This window comes from Nonomuraea sp. PA05, assembly GCF_008086045.1.
Classification (GTDB): Bacteria; Actinomycetota; Actinomycetes; order Streptosporangiales; family Streptosporangiaceae; genus Nonomuraea; species Nonomuraea monospora.
Window position 1 is genome coordinate 110,775 of the sequence record NZ_VSEY01000008.1, and the last position, 19,325, is coordinate 130,099.

23 protein-coding genes are annotated in these 19,325 nt (G+C 70.4%); 15 read left to right on the forward strand and 8 right to left on the reverse strand.

Going from position 1 to position 19,325, the window contains the following annotated elements:
* Positions 1-13 precede the first annotated feature (13 nt).
* Entirely contained in the window at positions 14-1,138 is a 1,125-nt protein-coding gene (locus FXF51_RS14800) for a hypothetical protein (protein WP_148435023.1), read from the reverse strand.
* A gap of 10 nt (positions 1,139-1,148) precedes the next feature.
* Entirely contained in the window at positions 1,149-2,222 is a 1,074-nt protein-coding gene (locus FXF51_RS14805; RefSeq protein ID WP_148435024.1) for a helix-turn-helix domain-containing protein, read from the reverse strand.
* A gap of 352 nt (positions 2,223-2,574) precedes the next feature.
* On the opposite strand from FXF51_RS14805, the gene FXF51_RS14810 reads away from it, so the two are divergent.
* On the forward strand, positions 2,575-2,799 hold the full coding sequence (locus FXF51_RS14810) for a hypothetical protein (protein ID WP_148435025.1): 225 nt from the start codon (positions 2,575-2,577) through the stop codon (positions 2,797-2,799).
* A gap of 183 nt (positions 2,800-2,982) precedes the next feature.
* Complete coding sequence (locus FXF51_RS14815; protein ID WP_148435026.1) at positions 2,983-3,360, forward strand: STAS domain-containing protein; 378 nt, start codon at positions 2,983-2,985, stop codon at positions 3,358-3,360.
* Between the two features lie 7 nt (positions 3,361-3,367).
* Here the strand turns inward: FXF51_RS14815 and FXF51_RS14820 are convergent, their stop codons facing one another.
* The 3 genes from FXF51_RS14820 to FXF51_RS14830 all read right to left on the reverse strand — a co-directional run bounded on the left by FXF51_RS14820 (position 3,368) and on the right by FXF51_RS14830 (position 5,920).
* Complete coding sequence (locus FXF51_RS14820; protein WP_148435027.1) at positions 3,368-3,934, reverse strand: hypothetical protein; 567 nt, start codon at positions 3,932-3,934, stop codon at positions 3,368-3,370.
* A 117-nt stretch (positions 3,935-4,051) separates the two neighbouring features.
* Positions 4,052-4,621, reverse strand: a complete 570-nt coding sequence (locus FXF51_RS14825) for an isochorismatase family protein (RefSeq protein WP_148435028.1) — start codon at positions 4,619-4,621, stop codon at positions 4,052-4,054.
* 15 nt (positions 4,622-4,636) lie between these two features.
* Positions 4,637-5,920, reverse strand: a complete 1,284-nt coding sequence (locus FXF51_RS14830) for a nicotinate phosphoribosyltransferase (RefSeq protein ID WP_411268361.1) — start codon at positions 5,918-5,920, stop codon at positions 4,637-4,639.
* Between the two features lie 46 nt (positions 5,921-5,966).
* On the opposite strand from FXF51_RS14830, the gene clpS reads away from it, so the two are divergent.
* The 5 genes from clpS to FXF51_RS14855 all read left to right on the forward strand — a co-directional run bounded on the left by clpS (position 5,967) and on the right by FXF51_RS14855 (position 8,587).
* The gene (gene clpS / locus FXF51_RS14835; protein WP_148435030.1) at positions 5,967-6,260 is read left to right on the forward strand and encodes an ATP-dependent Clp protease adapter ClpS; all 294 of its coding nucleotides are present in this window, start codon (positions 5,967-5,969) and stop codon (positions 6,258-6,260) included.
* Positions 6,261-6,288: 28 nt separating this feature from the next.
* Entirely contained in the window at positions 6,289-6,813 is a 525-nt protein-coding gene (locus FXF51_RS14840) for a DUF2017 domain-containing protein (RefSeq protein WP_148435031.1), read from the forward strand.
* A gap of 9 nt (positions 6,814-6,822) precedes the next feature.
* On the forward strand, positions 6,823-7,224 hold the full coding sequence (locus tag FXF51_RS14845) for a Mov34/MPN/PAD-1 family protein (RefSeq protein ID WP_148435032.1): 402 nt from the start codon (positions 6,823-6,825) through the stop codon (positions 7,222-7,224).
* A 141-nt stretch (positions 7,225-7,365) separates the two neighbouring features.
* Positions 7,366-7,638 (forward strand): MoaD/ThiS family protein, encoded by a 273-nt coding sequence (locus FXF51_RS14850; protein ID WP_148435033.1) that lies wholly within the window; start codon positions 7,366-7,368, stop codon positions 7,636-7,638.
* A gap of 1 nt (position 7,639) precedes the next feature.
* Positions 7,640-8,587 (forward strand): PLP-dependent cysteine synthase family protein, encoded by a 948-nt coding sequence (locus tag FXF51_RS14855; protein WP_148435034.1) that lies wholly within the window; start codon positions 7,640-7,642, stop codon positions 8,585-8,587.
* 60 nt (positions 8,588-8,647) lie between these two features.
* Here the strand turns inward: FXF51_RS14855 and FXF51_RS14860 are convergent, their stop codons facing one another.
* Entirely contained in the window at positions 8,648-10,588 is a 1,941-nt protein-coding gene (locus FXF51_RS14860) for a DUF3352 domain-containing protein (protein WP_148435035.1), read from the reverse strand.
* Between the two features lie 85 nt (positions 10,589-10,673).
* Positions 10,674-11,000 (reverse strand): hypothetical protein, encoded by a 327-nt coding sequence (locus FXF51_RS14865; RefSeq protein ID WP_148435036.1) that lies wholly within the window; start codon positions 10,998-11,000, stop codon positions 10,674-10,676.
* A gap of 102 nt (positions 11,001-11,102) precedes the next feature.
* Here FXF51_RS14865 and FXF51_RS14870 point away from each other — a divergent pair, with 102 nt between their 5' ends.
* From FXF51_RS14870 to FXF51_RS14880, 3 genes are all read left to right on the forward strand, one after another.
* Positions 11,103-11,894 carry a thioesterase family protein gene (locus FXF51_RS14870; RefSeq protein ID WP_148435037.1) on the forward strand — a complete coding sequence of 264 codons (792 nt, stop codon included), beginning with the start codon at positions 11,103-11,105 and terminating at the stop codon, positions 11,892-11,894.
* Positions 11,895-12,012: 118 nt separating this feature from the next.
* Positions 12,013-12,837, forward strand: a complete 825-nt coding sequence (murI, locus tag FXF51_RS14875) for a glutamate racemase (RefSeq protein ID WP_148435038.1) — start codon at positions 12,013-12,015, stop codon at positions 12,835-12,837.
* Complete coding sequence (locus FXF51_RS14880) at positions 12,834-13,586, forward strand: MBL fold metallo-hydrolase (protein WP_148435039.1); 753 nt, start codon at positions 12,834-12,836, stop codon at positions 13,584-13,586. The genes murI and FXF51_RS14880 overlap by 4 nt, the downstream gene beginning before the upstream one ends.
* 36 nt (positions 13,587-13,622) lie before the next feature.
* Here FXF51_RS14880 and FXF51_RS14885 read toward each other — a convergent pair whose 3' ends face one another.
* Positions 13,623-14,876 (reverse strand): MFS transporter, encoded by a 1,254-nt coding sequence (locus tag FXF51_RS14885; protein ID WP_148435040.1) that lies wholly within the window; start codon positions 14,874-14,876, stop codon positions 13,623-13,625.
* A gap of 53 nt (positions 14,877-14,929) precedes the next feature.
* Between FXF51_RS14885 and rph the strand changes: the two genes are divergently transcribed.
* The 5 genes from rph to FXF51_RS14910 all read left to right on the forward strand — a co-directional run bounded on the left by rph (position 14,930) and on the right by FXF51_RS14910 (position 19,209).
* Positions 14,930-15,649 (forward strand): ribonuclease PH, encoded by a 720-nt coding sequence (rph, locus tag FXF51_RS14890; protein WP_148435041.1) that lies wholly within the window; start codon positions 14,930-14,932, stop codon positions 15,647-15,649.
* Positions 15,646-16,236 carry an RdgB/HAM1 family non-canonical purine NTP pyrophosphatase gene (rdgB, locus tag FXF51_RS14895; protein WP_148435042.1) on the forward strand — a complete coding sequence of 197 codons (591 nt, stop codon included), beginning with the start codon at positions 15,646-15,648 and terminating at the stop codon, positions 16,234-16,236. Before rph ends, rdgB begins: the two co-directional genes overlap by 4 nt.
* Before the next feature lie 47 nt (positions 16,237-16,283).
* A complete protein-coding gene (locus tag FXF51_RS14900) occupies positions 16,284-17,942 on the forward strand; it encodes a molybdopterin-dependent oxidoreductase (RefSeq protein ID WP_148435043.1) in 1,659 nt (552 codons plus the stop codon).
* A 125-nt stretch (positions 17,943-18,067) separates the two neighbouring features.
* Positions 18,068-18,943 carry a toxin glutamine deamidase domain-containing protein gene (locus FXF51_RS14905; protein WP_148435044.1) on the forward strand — a complete coding sequence of 292 codons (876 nt, stop codon included), beginning with the start codon at positions 18,068-18,070 and terminating at the stop codon, positions 18,941-18,943.
* Complete coding sequence (locus tag FXF51_RS14910; RefSeq protein WP_148435045.1) at positions 18,940-19,209, forward strand: hypothetical protein; 270 nt, start codon at positions 18,940-18,942, stop codon at positions 19,207-19,209. The genes FXF51_RS14905 and FXF51_RS14910 overlap by 4 nt, the downstream gene beginning before the upstream one ends.
* Positions 19,210-19,325 lie beyond the last annotated feature (116 nt).

Consider the following 19,325-nt stretch of genomic DNA (forward strand, 5'->3'; position numbering starts at 1 on the left):
CGGGTTGGGCGTGTCAGAGGGAGGAGCGCCAGGTGAGGGCGGGTGCGCCCAGCCGGGTCAGCCGGGCCAGCGCGTCCGGCACGTTCCAGGCGAGCCGCGAGTGCCTCTTCAGGTGCTCGACCCACCCCCGCCGATCCTGCCGCCAAGCCTCGACGTACCGCACGCACAGCTCCGCCTCGATGGTGCGGAGCCGGCCGAGTGCGGCCCGCACCGAGGCCTCCATGGAGCGGGACCAGGGCCCGGTGGGCAGGCGGCCGGCGCGGCGCAGCACGTCCAGCAGGAAGCACTCGCGCCGGAGCAGGAAGCGCCGCCAGTAGGCCGGGCCGGCGGCGGCGGTCCAGTCGGCGCCGCCGTGGTCGTCGAGCAGCCAGTAGACGCCTTCGGCGAGCACGTCCCCGAGCTCCTGGTCGCGGGCACGCGCGGGCCGGTCGAACGGGTCGTAGGGGCGCTGCCTGGCCGTCCCCGCCACGGTGAGGCTGCGCAGGGAGCGCTCCTCCAGGAGGTAGAACCAGTCCTCGTTGTAGACGCAGGGGAAGAACGACGGGTCGCGGAAGGTCTCGACCGCCAGCGCGCCGCCGCCGACGAACGACTCCTGGTGCCCGCCGGTGAGCCGGTGCGCGTGGCAGACCACGGAGTTGTCGGGGAAGCCGTCGTTGTGCAGGCCCACCGCGTCGTAGCGGTCGAGCAGGGCGGCGGCCCGCACGAGGTCGCCGGGCGCGTCCACCTCGACGTCGTCGTCCAGGAAGACGACGCGCTCCCAGCCCATCAGGGTGGCCAGGAGCAGGCCGAGGTTGCGTTTGGCGCCGATGTCGGTCGTGCGCTCGAACCTGGTGCTCCTGAGCATGGCCGTGGTGCGGAGGTCCGGCAGGTTGAGGTGGCGTTGCTCGCCGAGGTCGATGGCGAGGTACGGGGTGCCCTCCGGCATCAGGCCGGCCGCGAGGTCGGCCCTGCTCCACCACCGGCTGTGCAGGCTCACCAGGGGGCAGCGCAACCGGCCGGCCAGGCGCATGGCGTGGGAGAGGCAGCCGGGGGCGCGCACCGTGGGCACGATGATCGCGTCCACGTGCCCGCGCGTGGGCGGGGCGGTCGCCGGGGAGGTGTCGATGAGCTGCCGGTGCGAGCCTCGGTGGTGCTCCATCGGGATCTCCTCAGTCGGCGGCGGACGGCATGGACCACTCGTGCAGCCGGTAGGAGTCGCGGGTCCAGTCCGGGGTGAGGACGATGCGGCCCTCCATCCGCACCCGGGTGAGGATGCTGTAGGCGGCGGCGGTGCCGAAGCGAGCCCTGAGGCGGGCGGCGTTCCGCTCGCTGAAACGATGGTCGGTCAGTGCCCTGACCACTCCGTAGACGCCTCTGGCGTACATGCCGTTGCAGATGCTGAGAGTGCGCTCGATGTTGTTGGGATTGGGGCCCCGGTAGAAGTGCCCGACGTCCTCCAGCAAATCATTTGCCTGCTGGAGCACGGGATGAAAGCGCTGCCGCGCGTCGACCTCGAAATAGGGGCCTTTCTCGCCGTTCCAGTCGGAGACCTGGCGCACGGGTAAGCGCACCCGGCGCAGCATGGAGGCCGTCATGTCGTTGTAGTCGGGGCCGCCGAGCAGCACCACGTGGTTGGTCAGGTCGTCGGCGTTCAGCTCCTTCACCGCGCGCAGGTTCACCGGGCTGCGCGGGTTCATCGCGCGCAGGTGCCCGTACAGCTCGAAGAGTGAATCGAGGTCGGCGAACCGGTACATGGCCACGTAGTCGGGCACGCTCCGCATGACCTCGCGGTGCGCGGACGGCGGCAGCTCGGAGCAGATGATGGTGATCCGGCCGCCGTCGGGGAAGTGCCACGGGTCGGCGGGCGGGCCCGCCCGCTGCGCCGGTTTGCCGGTCTCGGCGGTCAGCGCGCGCAAGGCGTCGGAGCGCAGCCTGCTCAGCTCGCCGAGGAGTCTGCGCTGCTCCTCGCGCTCCTCCGGGCCCAGCTCGGCCAGCGGCAGCACGCGGGGCGCGCCGTTGGCGAGCGAGCGCCTGGTGGCGAAGAAGGCCGCGTACGCCTCCAGCCGGTGCAGGGGCGGCACCCTGGGCGCGCCGCCGGCCGACTCCCAGGAGGAGATCAGCGGCACGCTGACTCCCAGGGCTCTGCTCAGTTGCTGCTGGGTGATGCGCAGGCCCGGCCACTGGCCTTCACGGAGCCGGCGCAGCCGTCGCGCCAGTGCTCGGGACAGGTCGTTCGCCACCATCGAGCCCCCTCGCCGGGTGCGTCAACCTTAAGTAAACATCGGCCCGCGAGCTGAAGTCGAGAGCGGCGGCGCGGGACGCGTCCGCTCAGCCGGGCCGTCACGCAGGCGGAGGCGGGGGCGGAGTTCAGGTGACGGCGCTGAACTTCAGTGAACCCCGGGACGCCCGTGGCCGGGCCGCCGGCGGCCCTCACTTCCGGTGCGGTGAACTTCGCCTGGGTTCGGTGAAGCGGGGTAGTGAATGGCTCGTTCGGTTTCTTCAGGTGAAAAGAGCGTGCGTGCTTGCTCGCCCGCCGCTTTTCCTCATTACATATTCCCATCATTCGGCGCGGGCCGGAGAATAGAAAGGAAGAAAATGCATACGCTGTCCCTCGCATTCACCGCGGGGATCCTCACGGCCGTCGAGCCCAGGCAGGTGTCGCTCGTCATCCTGACCGTCCTGATCGGGGTGACGGTGGCCGCGATGCGCAAGATGGCCCGCCACTCGCACGTCGTCATGGTGGTCGGGGGTACGAGTGTCCTGCTCGGGGTGCTCGCGGTCCTTACCCTGGCGTACCTCATCACCTATCGCGCGGTGTGAGGACGGAGGCCCGGTGACGCGCGTCCTCGCAGGTCGAAGCGTGTGAACCGGTCGCCGGGCCCTTGGTCACGATGCGTGACTCTGCGCATTTGGACACAGAGCAGTGGCCTTCTGTTAGAAGCTCGACGGAAGTGGCAACAACCACTCTTGGCTGTCTTGCGGATATGCAGAAGGGCTTTGCCCATGTCGTCTGAGGCCACCGGGAAATCGACGCTCGCCGTCACTTCCGGCCTCTCTCGAAACGCCATCATCATCCGGCTCGAGGGGGAGCTCGATGTCAATGCGCTGCCACTCCTGCGGGAGCATCTGCAGCACATCTGGGACCTACCCCCCAAATCCTTCCTGATCCTGGATCTCGGCGAGATCTCGTTCTGCGACTCCATGGGGATGAACGAACTCGTCGACATCATGCAGCGCTGCGAGTCCAGGGGCACCAGGCTGTTGCTCGGAGGCGTTCAGGGGGTGATGGCCCGCGTGTTGTCGATCACCGGGTTGCGCCACGCTTTCGAGGTGTTCGCGGTGTTCGACGACGCGCTGCGGACGGCCATCGCCCACGCCTGAACGGTCGCTAGGTGAGCGGGATCGGGCGCCCGCTGCGCCCGTCCGCCGGGGTCAGCCGTTTCTCACGGTGTAACGGGACCGTCAGCGACGCCGTGCCGTCCCTGACGTGGACCGGCAGTGTGAGCAGGCCCTCGCGGGCCTCGTGGCGTCCGGTGCGCGGGGTGGTGCGCAGCCAGATCAGCAGCTTTCTGTCACTGGCGAGCAGGGCGACCTCGGCGCAGCCGCACTCGCGCGGCGCGGCGGGCCAGCTCAGCAGCAGTTCGTTGCCATGCCTGACCTCGGCGGTGTGGGGGACCTGGGCACGCTCGTCGCAGGAGGCGGGCATCGGGGTGGCGGTGGTGCGGGTGGGCGGGGTGGCGGCGGTGCGGGTGGGCGGGGCCGGCAGTGGGCGGGCGGCGGCCGGCCGGACGGGGATGGCGGGGTGCGGGAGGGAGGTCATCGCGATCGTGCCGGCCTCCAGCAGGGCTAATGTCGCGATCGCGGCCGCCCGCTCGCGATTGCTGCCCTTGATGAGCAGCCAGAGGCAGAGGGGTGCGAGCAGGAGCCAGGCCATGCCGAGCGAGAGGGGCAGCAAGTCGAACCTCCCACGGGATGGAGAGTGGTCACTCTCCGTGTTACTCCGGTTTCGGAGTGGGTTCGCCCTCTTCGATATCACATGACCGCAGCGTTGCCCAGTGCATACCCTTCGTGATCACCCCAGGGCGGGCGCGCCTCGCAGGACGGCGCCCGCGTCGCGCAGCTCGGCCATCGCCGCCTCCGTGGTGGCCGCGGCGACCCCGGCCGTCAGGTCCAGCAGGACGCGCACCGCCAGCCCGTGCTTGACCGCGTCGAGGGCCGTGGCGCGCACGCAGTGGTCGGTGGCGATGCCCACCACGTCCACCTCGCGCACCCTGCGCTCCCTGAGCCAGTCGGCCAGCGTCTCGCCGTCGCCCGACGTGCCCTCGAACCCGCTGTACGCGGCCTCGTACGCCCCCTTGCTGAAGACCTCCTCCACCGCCGACACGTCGAACGACGGGTGGAAGTCGGCGCCGGGGGTGCCGGCCACGCAGTGGGCGGGCCAGGTCGCGACGTAGTCGGGGGAACCGGAGAAGTGAGTGCCGGGGGAGATGTGGTAGTCGCGGGTCGCCACGACGTGGTCGTAGCCGTGGTCGGCCACGTGGCGGGTGATCCCCGCGGCCACCTCCGAGCCCCCGGCCACGGCCAGGCTGCCACCCTCGCAGAAGTCGTTCTGCACATCGACGATGATCAACGCGGTGCCCATACGCAGCACCATACGTCAGGCGAACTCGGTGGGGATCGCCGCGTACCCGCGGCCGAGGTGGAGGGCCTCCTGGGGGAGGGTGGCGACGGCGGCGGCATGGCGGTCACGGGCCGCCGCCAGGGGCTCGCGGCCGACGACCTCGCCGTCGCGCACCAGCTCGTGCAGCAGGGGGACGCCGCCCTCCGGGGCGAGGCCGCCGGTGGTGATCAGCTCGGTGTCGGCGTGCCCCTGTTCGTCGAGCAGCCGGTACGCCTCCTTGCGGCCCCCGCGGGACGGCTTGCCCACCGACCGCTTGGCCACGGCCTCCAGCTTGCCCGTGGCCGTCTCGCGCGCCACCAGCTTGTACACCAGGGCCGCCGTCGGCACGCCCGAGCCGGTCACCAGGGAGGTGCCGACGCCGTAGCCGTCCACGGGGGCGGCGGCGAGCGCGGCGATGGCGTACTCGTCGAGGTCGGAGGTGACCAGGATGCGGGTGTCGAAGGCGCCGAGCGCGTCGAGCTGCTCGCGGACCTCCTGCGCCGCCGCGGCCAGGTCGCCCGAGTCGATGCGGACCGCGCCCAGCTTGTCGCCCGCCAGCTCCACGGCGATCCGTACGGCGTCGGGCACGTCGTAGGTGTCGACCAGCAGCGTGGTCTCCGGCCCCAGCGAGGCGATCTGGGCCTCGAACGCGGCCCGCTCCGAGTCGTGCAGCAGCGTGAACGCGTGCGCCGCCGTACCGGCCGTGGGCACCCCGTACAGGCGTCCTGCCATCAGGTTGGAGGTGGAGGCGAACCCGGCGATGTAGGCGGCCCTGGCGGCCGCCACCGCGGCGGCCTCGTGCGTGCGGCGCGAGCCCATCTCGATGAGCGGCCGCTTGCAGGCGGCGTTGGTCATGCGGGAGGCGGCGGAGGCGATCGCGCAGTCGTGGTTCAAGATGGACAGCGTGACGGTCTCCAGCAGCACGGCCTCGGCGAACGTGCCCTCCACCACCATGATCGGGGAGGCGGGGAAATAGAGGTCGCCCTCGCGGTAGCCGTAGATGTTCCCGGAGAAGCGGTAATCGGCCAGAAACGCCAGAGTGGGCTCGTCCACGACTCCGTGCTCGCGCAGATAGGTGAGTTCATCGTCACCGAAACGGAACCGTTCGAGCTCGTCCAGGACACGTCCCGTGCCGGCGACAACCCCGTATCGCCGCCCCCCTGGCAGGTGGCGGGCGAACACCTCGAAGACCGCGCGGCGGTGGGCCGCACCGCTCCGCAGAGCGGCCTGCAGCATCGTCAGCTCATAGTGATCTGTGAGCAACGCAGTGCTCATGGTCATTGTCACGACTCGAAGACTACGGCTCACATAGGGCAGACTGCGGGATGTGGGTAGCACCGCTCCAATCGCCGTCGAGCGTCCGTCATCGGACGTCCGGCCCGATCTGCCATGGGTGACCATCGTCTGGAATGACCCGGTCAACCTCATGTCCTACGTGACCTATGTCTTCCAAACGGTCTTCGGCTACACGCGGGAGAAAGCCGAGAAACTGATGATGGACGTGCACCACAAGGGCAAGGCTGTCGTGTCCAGTGGCACGCGCGAGGAGATGGAAAGAGATGTGCAGATTCTCCACTCCTACGGCCTGTGGGCGACGCTCCAGCCGGACTCGGTCAAGTGAAGCGCAAGAGGGCAGTGAGGCGGCACCGGTGAGCTCGGGGTTCTCGCGGGGAAGAAACGGCGGCGTCGTGGCGGTGTTCGAGGCGGCGGAGATCTCGCTGCTGCGCTCGCTCGTCTCGATGATGCTCGGCATCGTCTCGCCGGGGCAGACCAGCGACGACCCGCTGGAGCGGGCCCTGGGCATCGGTGACGGCGCGGCGCCGTCCGATCCGGTGCTGGCCAGGCTGTTCCCCTCGGCGTACGAGGACGAGAAGGAGTCGTCGGAGTTCCGCCGCTACACCGAGGCCACGCTGCGCGACGGCAAGCGGGCCGACGCGCAGACCGTGCACGAGACGGCCCGCTCCGGGCGCTTCGAGCTGTCGCCCGAGGAGGCGCAGGCGTGGCTGCGGTCGCTGAACGACCTGCGCCTGACGCTCGGCACCAAGCTCGACGTGACCGAAGAGGTGCACGACGAGATCGCCACGATGTCCGAGGACGACCCCCGTTACCCGGCCTACGTGACCTACGACTGGTTGACCTACCTCCAGGACAGCCTGGTCCGGGCGCTCTGGTAATTTCCGGGCATGCTGTCGATCCCGCAGGAACTGGTGGACAAGATCGTCGCCCATGCCCGGGCCGATCACCCGGACGAGGCGTGCGGCGTCATCGCGGGCAAGAACGGCGTTCCCGAGCGGTTCATCCCGATGGAGAACGCCGAGCGTTCCCCGACCTTCTACCGCTTCGACTCGATGGAGCAGTTCCGGGTGTGGCGGGAGATGGACGACCTGGACGAGGAGCCGGTCGTGATCTACCACTCCCACACCGCCACCGAGGCGTACCCGTCGCGCACCGACGTCTCCTACGCCTCCGAGCCCGAGGCCCACTACGTGCTGGTCTCCACGAGGGACGAGAACGAGGTGGAGTTCCGCTCCTACCGCATCCTCGACGGAGTGGTAACGGAGGAAGAGGTAAGGTTTCTCCCATGATGGCCAGGCCGGTGCAGAGCTTCCTCTTCGCCCATACTCCTGCTGTCGTCGTCTACGACTGTCTCTGACGCGGAATCCGCATCCAGCCATCGGCGTTGCATGCCGATGGGACGACGACCTGATCTGAGGAGACTGACCGCGATGGCCATCGAGGTTCGCATTCCGACCATCCTGCGTAACTACACCGACGGCGCCAAGGCCGTCAGCGCCGAGGGCAAGACCCTCGACGAGCTGATCAGCAATCTCGAGGCCGCGCACCCCGGCATCAAGGAGCGCCTGGTCGACGACGGCAGCCTGCGCCGCTTCGTCAACGTCTACCTGAACGACGAGGACGTGCGCTTCCTCGGCGGCCTCGGCACGCCGGTGTCCGACGGCGACACGGTGACCGTGCTGCCCGCAGTCGCCGGCGGGTGACATGCGTTTCGACTCACTGATCGACTCGGTCGGCCGCACCCCCCTGGTGGGGCTGCCGAGGTTGTCGCCCTCCGCCGACGTGCGGATCTGGGCCAAACTGGAGGACCGCAACCCGACCGGCTCGATCAAGGACCGGCCGGCCCTGTGGATGATCCAGGAGGCCGAGAAGGACGGGCTGCTCACGCCGGGCTGCACGATCCTGGAGCCGACGAGCGGCAACACCGGCATCTCGCTGGCCATGTCGGCCAAGCTCAAGGGCTACCGGCTGATCTGCGTGATGCCGGAGAACACCTCGGAGGAGCGCCGCCAGCTCCTGCGCATGTGGGGCGCCGAGATCATCTCCTCCCCGGCGGCCGGCGGCTCCAACGAGGCCGTGCGGGTGGCCAAGGGGCTGGCCGCGGAGCACCCCGACTGGGTGATGCTCTACCAGTACGGCAACCCGGCCAACTGGCGCTCCCACTACGAGACCACCGGCCCCGAGATCCTGGCCGACCTGCCCACGGTCACCCACTTCGTGGCCGGGCTCGGCACCACGGGCACCCTCATGGGGGTCGGCCGGTTCCTGCGCGAGCGGGTGCCGGACGTTCAGATCGTCGCGGCCGAGCCGCGTTACGGCGAGCTGGTGTATGGGCTGCGCAACGTGGACGAGGGGTTCATCCCCGAGCTCTACGACGAGTCGGTGCTGACCACTCGCTTCTCGGTGGGCTCGGCCGACGCGCTCAAGCGCACCCGCGAGCTGCTGGCCGCCGAGGGCATCTTCGCCGGCGTCTCGACCGGGGCCGCGCTGCACGCCGCGCTGGGCGTGGCCAGGAAGGCCGTCAAGGCAGGTGAGCGGGCCGACGTCGTGTTCGTGGTGGCCGACGGCGGCTGGAAGTACCTGTCCACGGGCGCCTACGAGGGCACCCTGGAGGAGGCGGAGGAGCGCCTGGAGGGCCAGCTCTGGGCCTGAGAGCGTAAGAAGAAGGGCGGCCGGTCATCGTCGACCGGCCGCCCTTTCGTTTTATCGCTGTCAGTTGAACAGCAGCCGCAGGGAGAACGTCGCCTCGGTGTCGGTCTGCGTGCCGCTCAGCCCGACGGCCCGCAGCACCTGGGCGTTGGCCTTGTCGTCGCCCTCCATGGAGGCCAGGTAGAGCTTCTCGACCTTGTCGAGGTCCACGAAGAGCGCGTAGTTCACGTCGGCCGCGTTGGGGATCGCCGTCTGGAACGTCTCCGAGTCGGCCAGCGTGCCCTCCGCGGCCAGCGCCTTGGCGTACTCGTCGGTGGTCGCCACCGTGAAGACGCCGTCGCCGGAGACCTTGGCGATCTGCGGGGCCGCGCCGCCGTTCTGCGTCAGCGCCGCCTGCACCTTGTCGAGGATGGCCTGTGCCTTGGCCGGGTCGGTCATGATGCGCACGCCGCCCTTGATCTGGTCGCTGTCCAGGCCCTGGCTGTCGACGGCGACGGTGAAGTTCTTGCCGAAGACGGTGGCCAGGTCGCCGGGCAGCTCCAGGCCGAACTGGGTCTTGGCCTGCTGCAGCATCTGGCTGATCTCGGTGCTGCCGGCCGCCGTGGCCTGCTTCTCGATCTCGGCCCACTGCTTGGTGACGATCTGGTCGAGGCCGGAGATCGACAGGGCGCCCGCGGTGGAGGCGGGCAGCGTGCCGAGGTCGGCCTTGGGCAGCTCGCCCTGCGGGGTCATGCCCTTGGCGCCGCGCACGATCCCGGCCAGCTCGACGTAGGCGCTGTCGAAGCGCAGGGCGCCGGCGAACCTGGCGTCCTTGACCTGGTCGACGGCCGCCTGCTGGTCGGCGGGGATCTCCTTCTTGGCCAGCTCGACCAGGCCGCCCATGTCGGCCCAGAACGACAGCACGCCCTGCTCGCCGACGGTGCCCATGTCGTCGCTGAACTCGGCGTTGTCGGACAGGCTGCCCTCGGCCTGGGCGTACTTGTCGGCCAGCGCCTGGGTGGAGCTGAGCAGCGCGTAGTCCTCGCGGAAGGCCACGCCGTACTTGTCGCCGTCCATCAGCTTGGCGATGCCGGCCTTGGCCAGCTCCTGGTCCTTGACCTGAACGGCCACCGCGACGTCGGGCTCCTCCTTGCCGGAGGGGACGGCGGCGAAGCCGATCCGGCTGCCCAGCCACGGGTCGACGTCCTTGGCGAAGTCCAGCTTGCTGTCCTCGTCCTGCTCGTTGACCAGGTCGAAGAGCGCCTTGCGCGGGTCCTCGCCGGAGAAGGAGTCCTTGGTGACCGTGAACTTCCTGGCGAGCTGGAACAGCGCCAGCTTCTGGTTCGCGGCCGGGTCCAGGTCGAGGCGGGCGTAGGCGATCGAGTTCGCGGGGAGCACGTCGTTCGGCTGGGTGCCGCCGCCGCCGAAGGCGCCCACGGCCCAGACCGCGCCGCCGCCGAGGAGGATCACGGCGAGCGCCGCCGAGACGGCGATGATCCAGCTCTTGCGGCCCTTCTTGACCGGCGCGGGCGGGCCGAAGCCGTCGGGGCCCTGCTGCTGCCAGCCGCCCTGCTGAGGCTGTTGCTCCTGCTGCCAGCTCTGCTCCTGCTGCCAGCCGGCCTGCTCCTGCTGCCAGCCTTGCTGAGGCTGTTGCTCCTGCTGCCAGCCGCCTTGCTGAGGTTGCTGCTGCCAGCCGCCCTGCTGGGGCTGCTGCTCCTGCTGCCAGCCCTGCTGGGGCTGCTGGCCGCCGTACTGGGGCGCGCCGCCGTAGGAGGGCTGCTGCTGCCCGTACTGGGAGCCGTAGGAGGGCTGCTGGCCGTAGGACGCCTGCTGACCGTAGGCACCCTGACCTTGAGCGTCGTACTGCGGCTGGCCGTACTGCTGCTGCTGGTACGGCTGCTGCGGCGGGTAGGGCGGGCCCGGGTACTGAGCCGTCGGCTCCTGCTCCGGTTGCTGCCCCTGGTTCCAGTTGTACGCCGTGGTCCGGTCAGGATCCTGGCCATAGGGGGGATTGTTCGCAGACATCACTCAACTCACAATGTGGACTTTTGACCACAGAGAAAGTAGCTGATGTTGCTAGACGGGCGCTTGCAATGTGCTGAAGTTGGAATTAGACCCTGTTCAGCTCTTTTCTCAGGACATCGATGTGCACCTCGCCGTCCCCGTAGTCCGTGACGTTCTCCCACGGCACGAACGTGCAGCCGGCGTAGACCAGGCGTGCCAGCGTCTGGGACAGCCAGGCCGATCGGCCCTGACGATCACGGGTGAGACCGAGCAGCAGCGGGGCGCGGCGGCCGGAGACGACCAGGCCGTAGACCGTGTGGCTCTGCTGGAGCTCGCCCCTGTGCCTGACGACCCGGATGTCCACCACGAAACCGACCCACACCCCGTTGGAGTCCCAAACGGACTGACCGATGAGTTCGGTGACACTTGCCATGATCAAACGTTGTCAGCCGAATCACGTTTTCGCAGGTAGGCGCGCTGAGGGAAGAATGCTCTAGAGTGTCTAGAACATAGTTCCAGATATGAGGCAGGGCGGATGACCAAGTTCGACGAGGCCACGCAGGCGATCCGGGTGGACGAGAACACCTACGACGTGTGTCTCGACCCTGGATACGCGATCGGCGGCCCGCTCAACGGCGGCTACCTGATGGCCGTGATCCTGCGCGCGGCGGTGGACGCCTCGCCTTTCGAGCACCCCGTGAGCCAGACGGCCCAGTTCCTGAAGGCGCCGGTCGCCGGGCCCGCGCAGGTCAGGATCGAGCCGCTGAAGGCGGGCAGGACGGCCGCGTTCGCCAGGGCGACGCTGGTGCAGGACGGCGTGGGCGTGATCGAGGGCCTGATCACCACGGCCACCTTGCACGACGCCGAGCCGCTCTACCGCGACGAGGCGCCGCACCGCATGCCCCCGATCGAGGACTGCGTCAAGCTGCCCGACCCCAAGCCCGAGTCGGGCATGACGCTGAACGCCCAGATGGACCTGCTGTTCGACCCGCCCACCATCGGCTGGCTGAAGGGCGAGCCGACCGGGCGGCCGGAGTCGCGGGCGTACTTCAGGATGGCCGAGCCGCAGGACCCCGACCCGTACGTGCTGGCGCTGGCCGTGGACGCGCTGCCGCCCGTGGTGTTCTCCGCCGGCGGGCGCGGCTGGGCGCCCACCGTGGACCTCACCTGGCACCTGCGCGCCCTGCCCGCGCCCGGCTGGCTCACGCTCATCGGCAGCGGCCGGCTGGTCGCCGACGGCTGGTTCGACGAGGAGGTGGAGGTGCGCGACTCGGCCGGGCGTCTCGTCGCCCAATCCCGTCAGCTCGCCCGGGTCGGAAGGGGCTGAAATCTCGCACTGAATGCGCTTCCGGTGTGAGGAAGGCAACAGCCTTCCACGCCACACGCGCCGCAGTGTGAGCATTCTTACGCAGTGTTGATCGTGCAGGTCGCCTACCCTCTAGAGCGTGCCGGACGCAAGTATTGGGATCTTCGACAGCGGGGTCGGCGGCCTGACGGTCGCACGTGCGATCATCGACCAGCTCCCTCACGAATCCATCACCTACGTGGCCGACACGGCCCATCAACCGTATGGGCCCAAACGCATCGCGCAGTTGCGCGCGTACGCCCTGGAGGTCATGGACCACCTGGTCGAGCAGGACGTCAAGATGCTCGTGATCGCCTGCAACAGCGCCAGCTCGGCCGTGCTGCGCGACGCCCGCGAGCGCTACGACGTCCCCGTCGTCGAAGTGATCATGCCGGCTACCCGGCGCGCGGTACGCGCCACCCGCAACGGCCGGGTCGGCGTCATCGCCACCAGGGCCACCATCGACTCCATGGCCTACCACGACGCCTTCACCGCGGCGCCCGACGTGCAGCTCACCGGCGTGGCCGCCCCACGCCTGGTGGACTACGTCGAGCGCGGGGAGACGACGAGCGACGAGCTCATCGAGGTCGTGCGCGAGTACCTGGAGCCCGTCAAGGCCGCCGGATGCGACACGCTCATCCTCGGCTGCACGCACTACCCGCTGCTCACCGGCGCCATCTCCTACGTCGCCGGCGAAGGGGTCACGCTGATCTCCAGCGCCGACGAGACGGCCAAGGACGTCTACCGGATCCTGCACGACCGCGATCTGGCGGCGGGAAGCGGAGCCACCCCCCGGCACCGCTTCCGCGCCACCGGCGACTCCCTGCTCTTCGCCCGGCTCGGGCGACGATTCCTGGGCCCGGAGATCGACGTGGTCGAAGTAGCACCAGTGGGGGGTACTACCTATAACGGGAGGCCCACATGAAGGTGACCATCGTCGGATGTTCCGGGAGCTACCCCGGCCCCGACAGCCCCGCATCCTGCTACCTTCTCGAAGCCGACGGGTTCAGGCTGCTGCTCGACCTCGGCAGCGGGTCGCTGGGCGCGCTGCAACGCCACATCGGCCTGTACGACGTGGACGCCATCTGCCTATCGCACCTGCACGCCGACCACTGTCTCGACGTGTGCGGATACCACGTGGCACGCACCTACGGCCCTTCCGCGCCGTATCCCCTGGTGCCGGTCTACGCGCCCGCCGACGCGCCCGCCCGGCTGGCGGCCGCGTACGGCATGCCGGAGGAGCCGGGGCTGGAGACCGCGTTCGAGTTCGTGACGCTGACGCCGGGCTCGTACGAGATCGGGCCGTTCACGCTCACCGCCGGGCTGGTCAACCACCCCGTCGAGGCGTACGGCTTCCGCGTCGCCAACGGCGGCAGGAGCATGGCCTACTCCGGCGACACCGGCGAGTCGAGCGAGCTGGTCAAGCTGGCCGCCGGCACCGACCTGCTGCTGTGCGAGGCGTCCTTCGTGGAGGGTCCCGACCTGCCGCCCGGCCTGCACCTGACCGGCCGCCAGGCGGCCGAGCACGCGGCCAAGGCCGACGTGGGCAGGCTCGTGCTGACGCACCTCGTCCCGTGGAACGACCAGGCCACCGTGCTGGAGGAGGCCTCGGGCGGCGGTTACGCGGGGCCGGTGGAGCTGGCCCGCAGCGGCGCCGTCTACGACCTCACCTGACGGCCCGATCTCGACAGCCCGGGCCCGGCAGTGCGGTCAGGCCTTGGCCTGGAGGTCGGTGTAGTCGCGCGCGTGCGGCAGCGGCGAGAACAACAGCGGCACGAACGCCACCATCCGGCCGATCATGAGCAGCCACAACGCCTCCCGTACCCCGATCTGCTGCGCGACCAGCCCGCCGACCAGCGCGCCCAGCGGCATCACGCCCCACGTCACGAAGCGCACCGACGCGCTGACCCGGCCGAGCAGGTGGTCGGGGGTGACGGTCTGCCGGTAGGTGGTCTGGCCGACGTTCGACATGGCCGCGGCCCAGGAGATCATGATCGAGGTGACGGCGAAGCACACCACCCGCCAGTCGGCCTGCGTCATGGGCAGCAGCAGCCCGGCCGGAGCGCCGATCAGGACGGCCAGCCAGGTCGCCCTGGCGCTGCCCAGCCTCCTCGACAGCCAGCCGCCGGTCAGCCCGCCCAGCACGCCGCCGATCCCGCCGGACATGAGCAGCACGCCGACCGCGCCGGGCGACAGCCTGACGGTCTCGGCCAGGAACAGCACCGACAGGCCGAGCACGCCGCTCACGCACAGGTTGTTGATCCCGGACGTGGCCACGAAGGCCCTCAACAGCCGGTCCCGCCACACGTACGACAGGCCCTCGCGGATGCCCCGCAGCAGCGGCCCGTGCTCGGCGTCGGCGGGCGGTTTGTCCGGCACCTTGATCGCCAGCAGCAGGAACGCCGAGGCCAGCGCGCCGATCGCGGTGGCCACGATCGTGCGCGGCGCGCCCAGCAACTGCACCAGCGCGCCGCCCACCCCCGGCCCCGCCAGGAACGCCCCCGACCGGATGATCTCCAGCTTGGCGTTGCCGTCGCTGAGCTGCGGCGTGCTCACCAGATGGGGCAGGTACGTCTGGTCGGCCACGTCGTTGAACACCTGTGAGACCCCCGCCAGCAGCGCCACCGCGAACATCATCTCGATCGTCAGCACGTCGAGTGCGGCCGCCGCCGGGATGCTTCCCAGCAGCACGAACTTCGCCAGATCGGACGCCATCATCACGCGGCGCTTGCGCAGCCGGTCGACCCACACCCCCGTGGGCAGACCGATCAACAGGAACGCCGCCGTCTGTAACGACGACAGCACCCCCACCTCCGCGGGTCCAGCGTGCAACACCAGCACGGCTACCAGCGGAAGGGCCACGCGCGAGATATTCGCCCCAAGTTCGTTCGCCACATGCGAACTGAGGAACCGGAGGAAGTCAGGGTTTCGCAACACCCCCGTTGTCATTGCGTAAGGATCCATGTGGCGGACACATTTGGTCAAGAGTGTCGTGCCGCGGAGATAGGGTGATCTGCATGTCCAGACAGGATGGCCGCAACCCCGACCAGCTACGCGCGATAACCATCACCAGGCAATGGCTGACGCATGCCGAGGGGTCCGTGCTGGTCGAGTTCGGCGGCACCCGCGTGTTGTGCGCGGCGTCCGTCCAGGACAGCGTGCCGCGCTGGCGCAGGGGCAGCGGCCAGGGCTGGGTTACGGCCGAATACGCCATGTTGCCGCGGGCGACCAATACGCGTAACGATCGTGAATCGGTCCGCGGCAAAATCGGCGGGCGCACGCACGAGATTTCCCGCTTGATCGGCCGTTCACTGCGCGCCTGCGTCGATTACAAGGCGTTGGGGGAAAACTCCATTCTGCTCGACTGCGACGTGCTGCAGGCCGACGGCGGCACCAGGACGGCCGCCATCACCGGCGCCTACGTCGCGCTGGCCGACGCCGTCGCCTGGATGCGCGAGCGCCGCATGTGCCCCGGCGACCCGCTCATCGGCTCCGTCGCCGCCGTCTCCGTCGGCGTGGTCGGCTCCGTGCCGATGCTCGACCTCTGCTACACCGAGGACGTCGCCGCCGAGACCGACATGAACGTCGTGATGACCGGCGACGGCAAGTTCGTCGAGGTCCAGGGCACGGCCGAGGGCGCTCCCTTCGACCGGCGGGCGCTCGACCAGCTCCTCGACCTGGCCGTGGCCGGCTGCGAGGAGCTGACCCTGATCCAGCAGGAGGCCCTGGAGTCATGAAGATCGTGCTGGCCACCCGCAGCGAAGGCAAGATCGCGGAGCTGCGCCGCATCCTCGCCGGGTTCGACATCGTCGGGCTCGAAGAGTTCCCCTCGATCGGCGAGATCGCCGAGACCGGCGTCACGTTCGAGGAGAACGCCCTGCTCAAGGCGCACGCGGTCGCCCAGGGCTCGGGCCTGCCCGCCGTCGCCGACGACTCAGGGCTCTGCGTCGACGTGCTCAACGGCATGCCGGGCGTCTTCTCGGCCCGCTGGGCCGGCCGCCACGGCGCCGACGACGCCAACCTCGACCTGCTGCTCGCCCAGGTCTCCGACGTGCCCGACGACAAGCTCACCGCCCACTTCGCCTGCGCCGCCGCGCTCGCGCTGCCGTCCGGGGAGCACCGGGTGGTGGAGGGCACGCTGCCGGGCAGCCTCGTCCGTACGCGCCGCGGGTCCGGAGGGTTCGGGTACGACCCGATCTTCGTGCCAGAGGGGGAGACGCGCACCACGGCCGAGCTGACGCCCGAGGAGAAGGACGCCATCAGCCACCGGGGCCGGGCCTTCCGCGCGCTGGCGCCCGTGGTGCGGGAACTGCTCGCGTCGTAACCCCCGCGTAAGGATTGCCCTGCCCGCGGGGACGTACCTTCGTGGTTGTGCAGAGGAAAACAACGGTTCCCGCGTGGGCGGGGGCCCTGGCGGGATTGGTCTCCGGGGGCGTCGCCCTCGGGGTCGCGCAGCTCGTGGCCGCCCTCGTGGGGCCCACGACCTTCCCCGTGGTGGCCGTCGGTGACGCCACCGTCGATCTGACGCCTGCTCCGGTCAAGGACTTCGCCATCCGGGCGTTCGGTGAGAACGACAAGGCCGTGCTGGTGGGCGGGGTGCTGGTGGTCCTCGCCGCCGTGGCCGCCGTCATCGGGCTGGTGGCGCGGCGGCGGGTGTGGATCGGGTATCTGGGGTTCGCGCTGTTCGGGGTCGTCGGCGTGCTGGCGGTGGTCACGCGTCCGGACGCCGGAGCCTTCGACGTGGTGCCTACCGTGGTGGGGGTGGCGGCCGGGGCCTGGGCGCTGGGGTGGCTGCTGCGGCGTGCGGTGGCCGGCGAGACGACTGGCGTATCCGGCGAGACGACTGGCGTATCCGGCGAGGCGACTGGCGTATCCGGCGAGGCGACTGGCGTATCCGGCGGCGCGGAGCCGGAGCCGGAGGTGGAGCGGCCGGCGGTCATGCGGGCCGGCGGCGAGGCGCTCACGTTCGACCGGAGGCGGCTGCTGACCGGCGTCGCCGGAGGCGTGGTGGTGGCCGGGGCGGGCGCGGTGCTCGGGCAGCAGCTCGGCAGCCGGCGCACCGTGGACGCCGCGCGCGGCGGGGTGACGCTGCCCAGCCCGGCGGTCGCCGCCAAGCCCATCCCGGCGGGCGCGGACCTGCGGATCGGCGGGCTGTCCCCGTTCATCACACCGAACAAGGACTTCTACCGGGTGGACACCGCCCTCGTCGTCCCCCAGGTGGACCCGGCCGACTGGACGCTGCGCATCCACGGCCTGGTGGACCGCCCCGTCGAGCTCACCTTCGCCGACCTGCTGAAGCTGCCGCTCACCGAGGCGGACGTCACGCTGACCTGCGTCTCCAACGAGGTCGGCGGCCCCTACGCGGGCAACGCCCGCTGGCTGGGCGCGCGGATGGCCGACGTGCTGCGCAGCGCCGGCCTGCGGTCCGGCGCCGACATGCTGCTGTCCACCTCGGCGGACGGCTTCACCTGCGGCACCCCGCTGGACGTGGTGATGGACGGCCGCGACGCGCTGTTCGCCGTGGCGATGAACGGCGAGGCGCTCCCCGTCGACCACGGCTTCCCCGTGCGGCAGGTGGTGCCCGGCCTGTACGGGTACGTGTCGGCCACCAAGTGGGTCGTGGACGTCAAGGTGACCAGGTTCGACCAGGACGAGGCGTACTGGACGCCGCGCGGCTGGTCCGCCAAGGGCCCGATCAAGACGCAGTCGCGCATCGACGTCCCCAAGCCGGGCGGCTCGCTGAAGGCGGGCTCCGCGACGATCGCCGGGGTGGCGTGGGCGCAGCACACCGGGTTGGACGCGGTGGAGGTGCGGGTGGATCGCGGGCAGTGGCGGCAGGCCAAGCTGGCCGAGGTGCCCGGGCCCGACACGTGGCGGCAGTGGTCGATCGACTGGGCGGCGACGCCCGGCGAGCACACGATCGAGGTGCGGGCGACCGACGCCGCCGGGCGTACGCAGACCGAGCAGCCCGCCCCGCCCGCGCCCGATGGCGCGACCGGCTGGCACTCGATCACCGTGCAGGTGGCGTGACGCCCCCGTTTGGGGTGTTTTCGCAGGTGAAGACACTGGTGAGGGCGGAGATTCTTCGCGGAGTCCGTCCCCTTGACACGGCGCCGCCTCTACGATCGATCGTCGAGCATGACAGGAGGCAGGCCGTGGTCAGCGAGCGCAAGCCGAGTGTCCGGTGGGCCCTTCAGGATGGGCGGTACAACCCTGTGGTGGGCGAGGGCGTGCGGTGGCTCGACTACGAGCTGGCCGCCGCCCCGGCGCGGATTGACGCCGATCCGGCCGCCGACGAGGTGTGGGCGGTTCAGGCGCGACCGGGCGAGGCACTGCCCGGTTATGAGCCGGTCGCCCGCCGGGGGTGGGACGGTGGTGCGGAGTTCGGCGTGCCCGTCGCCGTCGCCGAGCAGGACTGGTTCGACGGGCCCAACCGGCCGCCCAAGCTCGCCGACAGCCGCCCGTACGGGATGCCGGGCGGGCTGGCCCAGCCGGACCCGCAGGTGGAGCGGGACCTCGCCGACGCGCTGCGGTCCGGCGCGAGATTCCCTGACCCGCGCGGCACCTGGGTGCGCCTGGTGAACGGCGGCGGCCCTGCGGACGACCCGTTCCGTTCGTCCAACGCCGCCGACTGCGCGCTGGCCGTGCTGTCCACCTGGCACGGCGAGCCCGCGACGGCCGCGCCGAGGCTGCCCGAGTACGACCGGATCGGCCGCCCGGTGCTGACGGGCGAACAGGGGAGCGTGGCCAGGATCGAGCGCTGGACGGGCCACCGTCTCCAGTACGCGGGCCAGGGCAGGCACGCCTACCCGCTGATCGCACGGCGGTTGCTCGACGCCGGGCACGGTGCGGCGGCCGTGATCGTGGTGCGCTGGCCCGGCGGCGGCTCGCACGCCTGGAACGCGGTCAACCACGACGGCGAGGTGATCTGGATCGACGCCCAGCGGGGTCACATGTCGGTCGAGCCGCCGTACCGGACGGTGACCGGGGTGTTCTGCGTGATACTCGATCGGCGGGGGCGTCCGCGATGAACCTGGAGGAGGCCAGGGCGCTGGCCGAGGAGTACTACAACGGCGTGCGCCCGCCTGAGGAGGCGCTGCCGGTGGGGGTGTTCGGGTTCGACGGCGGGTACGTGGCGTGGGTCCGCGACTTGGAGCCCGACGATCCGGCGAGGTTGCCGGAGACGGTCGGGGGCGGGTGCGTGGTGATCGACCGGTTCACGGGTGAGGTGGTGGCGCGGCCACTGCTGGACCCGGAGACCGTGGCCGACCTGTGGCCCGGCCGCACCCCGCGCTGACCCGCACTGCCCGCGCTTGACCCGCCCCCGACCCGCACTGCCCGCGCTTGACCCGCCCCCGACCCGCACTGCCCGCGCTGACCCCCGCAGGGACGAGGCCGGGCGCCGCCCCCATA

Coding starts and splice junctions, on each gene's coding strand:
- FXF51_RS14800 (WP_148435023.1), bottom strand. CDS start 1,138: ATGGAGCACCACCGAGGCTCGCACCGGCAGCTCATCGACACCTCCCCG.
- FXF51_RS14805 (WP_148435024.1), bottom strand. CDS start 2,222: ATGGTGGCGAACGACCTGTCCCGAGCACTGGCGCGACGGCTGCGCCGG.
- FXF51_RS14810 (WP_148435025.1), top strand. CDS start 2,575: ATGCATACGCTGTCCCTCGCATTCACCGCGGGGATCCTCACGGCCGTC.
- FXF51_RS14815 (WP_148435026.1), top strand. CDS start 2,983: ATGTCGTCTGAGGCCACCGGGAAATCGACGCTCGCCGTCACTTCCGGC.
- FXF51_RS14825 (WP_148435028.1), bottom strand. CDS start 4,621: ATGGGCACCGCGTTGATCATCGTCGATGTGCAGAACGACTTCTGCGAG.
- FXF51_RS14830 (WP_411268361.1), bottom strand. CDS start 5,920: ATGACCATGAGCACTGCGTTGCTCACAGATCACTATGAGCTGACGATG.
- FXF51_RS14845 (WP_148435032.1), top strand. CDS start 6,823: ATGCTGTCGATCCCGCAGGAACTGGTGGACAAGATCGTCGCCCATGCC.
- FXF51_RS14850 (WP_148435033.1), top strand. CDS start 7,366: ATGGCCATCGAGGTTCGCATTCCGACCATCCTGCGTAACTACACCGAC.
- FXF51_RS14855 (WP_148435034.1), top strand. CDS start 7,640: ATGCGTTTCGACTCACTGATCGACTCGGTCGGCCGCACCCCCCTGGTG.
- FXF51_RS14860 (WP_148435035.1), bottom strand. CDS start 10,588: ATGTCTGCGAACAATCCCCCCTATGGCCAGGATCCTGACCGGACCACG.
- FXF51_RS14865 (WP_148435036.1), bottom strand. CDS start 11,000: ATGGCAAGTGTCACCGAACTCATCGGTCAGTCCGTTTGGGACTCCAAC.
- FXF51_RS14870 (WP_148435037.1), top strand. CDS start 11,103: ATGACCAAGTTCGACGAGGCCACGCAGGCGATCCGGGTGGACGAGAAC.
- FXF51_RS14880 (WP_148435039.1), top strand. CDS start 12,834: ATGAAGGTGACCATCGTCGGATGTTCCGGGAGCTACCCCGGCCCCGAC.
- FXF51_RS14885 (WP_148435040.1), bottom strand. CDS start 14,876: ATGGATCCTTACGCAATGACAACGGGGGTGTTGCGAAACCCTGACTTC.
- rph (WP_148435041.1), top strand. CDS start 14,930: ATGTCCAGACAGGATGGCCGCAACCCCGACCAGCTACGCGCGATAACC.
- rdgB (WP_148435042.1), top strand. CDS start 15,646: ATGAAGATCGTGCTGGCCACCCGCAGCGAAGGCAAGATCGCGGAGCTG.
- FXF51_RS14910 (WP_148435045.1), top strand. CDS start 18,940: ATGAACCTGGAGGAGGCCAGGGCGCTGGCCGAGGAGTACTACAACGGC.